3 protein-coding genes are annotated in these 3,664 nt (G+C 40.0%); 1 reads left to right on the top strand and 2 read right to left on the bottom strand.

Annotated elements, in window-relative coordinates:
- Positions 1 to 640: 640 nt before the first annotated feature.
- Positions 641 to 2,074, bottom strand: a complete 1,434-nt coding sequence (gene nhaC / locus AC220I_RS19840) for a Na+/H+ antiporter NhaC (protein ID WP_486725600.1) — start codon at positions 2,072 to 2,074, stop codon at positions 641 to 643.
- Positions 2,075 to 2,159: 85 nt separating this feature from the next.
- Positions 2,160 to 3,338 carry a trans-sulfuration enzyme family protein gene (locus AC220I_RS19835; RefSeq protein ID WP_486725599.1) on the bottom strand — a complete coding sequence of 393 codons (1,179 nt, stop codon included), beginning with the start codon at positions 3,336 to 3,338 and terminating at the stop codon, positions 2,160 to 2,162.
- 210 nt (positions 3,339 to 3,548) lie between these two features.
- Between AC220I_RS19835 and AC220I_RS19830 the strand changes: the two genes are divergently transcribed.
- The coding region (locus tag AC220I_RS19830; RefSeq protein ID WP_486725601.1) for a MerR family DNA-binding transcriptional regulator at positions 3,549 to 3,664 on the top strand (116 nt) is incomplete at its 3' end.

The following is a 3,664-nucleotide window of genomic DNA, read 5'->3' as shown; positions in this document are numbered from 1 at the left end:
TATACTTTCTACCATCGTAAGCAATAACCATCTTATAATTTTGCATTTATATTCTCCTGTTCGATTCCATATAATCTCGTCTTATGTTCTGTCCCTATCAAGAAGGTGACACCATAGTCTAATATATCACATTATGGGCGTGGGGGGTTACGGAAATTTTTTACCCTCTATAAACATTCGCCCTTCTAATTTAATCCCCAAGCATTTTCCACTCAAAATTAGGTTCATTTCTTTCTTCCTTAAACATAAATACACCCCTTTAATCAACATATTATGTATCGCATAATTACCCTTACAACCATACCCAATTGAAGACACATTAAATCTTATTTTATTTTTACAATTGTTTTTGAGTCAAAATTCTTAATGTTTATATAAATATTTTACCATTTAAAATATCATAACACCATTTATTTAGTCTCCTCAAAAAAACAGTCCCCTCAAAGACCACATACCCTGTGACCCTTAAAGGGACTATTTTTTATTTAGGCATTTTAAATTAACCCTATGCCTTATCCGAGTTAACCTAAACGTTAACCCATTCCTCAACCTTCTTGACATCCTTCCAGTTAACGCTCTAGTTATCCTTCTAGTTATCCTTTCTAGTTGTCGTTATAATTGTCCTTCTAGTTATTCTTCTCTAGCCTACTAGTTCACCAAGGCTTTCAACCCCTTCCGTCTCATTGGTCACATCAGACAGTTTTGCAATCGTAAAGCCCGTAAAGCCATAAATTGCTGAGATGATTGGATTGATATAATTTAGAAAACAATAAGGCACATATGTCCATGGTGCAAGTCCTAGAGTAATCATCATATAGGCACCACACGAACTCCAAGGCACTAGAGGCGAGGCTAGTGTCCCGGCATCTTCAAGGGCCCTTGAAAGGTTTTTAGGATGCAGTTTTCTCTGTTCGTAAGCAGATTTATACATTCTACCTGGAATAACGATGGATAGGTATTGGTCTCCCGCGATGAAGACAATGCCATAGCACGAGATCAATGTTGCTAGGATCACTTGACCATCTGATTTAGCCCTTGCAAGGATGTGAGATGCGATGACATTTAGCATGCCTGTTTTCTCCATAACGCCACCAAATATCATAGCGCATAGGGTAAGCGAAGTGGTCCACATCATACTCTGCATACCCCCGCCTGTCAGGAGGTCATAAATAGCTGGATTTCCTGTAAGGCTTACAAAACCATTATTGGCGATGTCGATTAAATCTTTTAGCCCTGCCCCTTGGAAGACAACCGCAAAGATTAAACCCACAACACTTGCGACAAACAAACCCGGAATCGCCGGAATTCTAAAGATGACCATGGCAATGACCATGCATGGTACAAGTAATAAAATCGGACTGATATAAAACATCTCTTGCATCGTATTTAACAAGCCGTTAATAGCACCAGTGTCTAACTCCCCACCTGCATAACGCATACCAATAATCCAGAATAATATGATTGAAATAACGGCACTCGGTACAGTTGTGTACAACATGTGCCTAATGTGGTCAAAGAGATTTGCACCAGCCATAGCCGGGGCAAGATTGGTCGTATCTGATAAGGGCGACATCTTGTCTCCAAAATAAGAACCCGAAATAATGGCACCCCCTATAATCGGCACTGATATCCCAAGGGCTGTTCCGATACTCATGAGTGCGATACCCACCGTTGCCACTGTAGACCATGAACTTCCAGTTGCCACAGATACAACAGCACATATTGCAAATGCCGCCACAAGAAAATACCTTGGCGATAAAATTTTTAGACCATAATAGACCATGGTTGGAATGATGCCCGCTTTTATCCAGATCCCCACTAAGATGCCAATAATCAAGATTATAATGATTGCGCCCATGGACATTTTTATGGTGTCCACGATACCTTCCTCAATCTCCGCCCACGAGTAATTTAAAAGATACATTGCAACACCCGCAGCAACCATAGCTGAAGTAATCAAGGGTATGTGGGGCTCACCAAGGTCGTAAACTACAAGTGTCAACACAAGACTTACAGCTAAAAATAGGACAGGAATCATTGCAATCCACAAAGATGCTTCTTTTTTCTCTTTCACTTTATACCTCCTCTTATCATTCGCTTTTTATCACTTGCAAGGATTATAAATAAAGTATCTTAGGTTACCCTAATTGGCCTGATACTTATAAATCTTCTAGAATACGCTCAAACTCATTAATAATATCATCTATATGCTCCAATCCCGTTGAAATTCTAAGAAGTCCTTCTGGCAAACCAGCTTCCTGACGCTCTTTTGCCGTCATCCCACTGTGCGTGATGGTGGTATCACAAAGGCTTGTGGTATAAGTCCCAAGACTCGCCACGATCTCAGAGAGCTGTGCTTTTTCAACAAACTTTGAAATGTTGTCATAAGATCCCATGTCTACAGCAAGCATCCCACCAAATAAGCCACCATTAAAATATTTCTTTGCAGCCTCATGATCTGAAAAAGAAGGTAGACCTGGATAGTAGACTTTCCCCGTCTTTGGATGTTGGTCTAAAAAAGTGGCAAGCTTCATGGCATTTCGGCTATGGCGTTCCACACGCAGGTCAAGGGTTCTCATACTTCTCATTAAAAGCCATACATCAAAAGGACTTATGGTTGGTCCAAAGGTATGAGAGAGGTCAACCACTCTTTTTATTGTTTCATGGTCGCCAAGGACAGCACCCGCCATAATGTCACTGTGACCATTCATAAACTTCGTTGCGCTATAAACCACAATATCTGCCCCATGCTTGATTGGCTGGCAGACAATCGGCGTCGCAAATGTGTTGTCAACAACCAACTTTGCACCATGCAGGTGTGTCACATCTGCAATCTTGCCGATGTCGATAACTTCAATCATGGGATTGCTGATGGTTTCCATATAAACCAGCTTTGTATTGGCTTTAAAATAAGGGGTCAAGTCCTCACGTTTAAAATCCACAAAAGTGACTTCAACACCCAAGTTTTCCCCAAGCTCTGTCTTTAAAAACTTAAAGACATTGCCGTAGATCACATTGTTGGCAATGATATGATCTCCAGTTTTAACCTGTGATAAAATCGACAGTGTTATCGCCGCCATCCCCGATGCATACACATCACACGCCTCAGCGCCCTCAATATTGACTAAAATTTCCTTAAGGGCATCTGCTGTTGGATTGCCATAGCTCCCATATAAATAGCCATCTTCTCTGTCATAACAAATATCATTACAAATATCTGAATCCTCAAAGCTATAGGCCGAACTCATATAAATTGGCATCACTTTTGGCCTTGAGGTTGTCGGAATCCTTTTATAGCCACCAAGTTGTGTTAATTGTGTCATAAATTTATGCGCCATACTTTCACCTCTCCTGTTTCCGAATTCATCCTATTCAAGCGGTAGATATACACTCTAAGACCCTGCTTGAAATATTTTCACTTTTCTTTTCGTTTTCATCATAAAACCTAGAACTATATGATAGTCAACAAGAATTTTTTTTCATTTGATTGAAGAGTCAGAAAACATTATAATATTGCTAACCCATCATTCAACTTGAAAGGAATACACATGAAAGATAAATTTTCCATAGGCGAAGTATCTGATATTTTCAACATTTCCATCCATTCATTGAGGCACTATCACAAAATCGGCCTTATCGTTCCAAGTACTATAAACGAGGAAAC

Source organism: Fusibacter sp., from assembly GCF_057447755.1.
This window is presented reverse-complemented; position numbering and strand designations above follow the sequence as displayed.

Coding starts and splice junctions, on each gene's coding strand:
- AC220I_RS19835 (WP_486725599.1), bottom strand. CDS start 3,338: ATGGCGCATAAATTTATGACACAATTAACACAACTTGGTGGCTATAAA.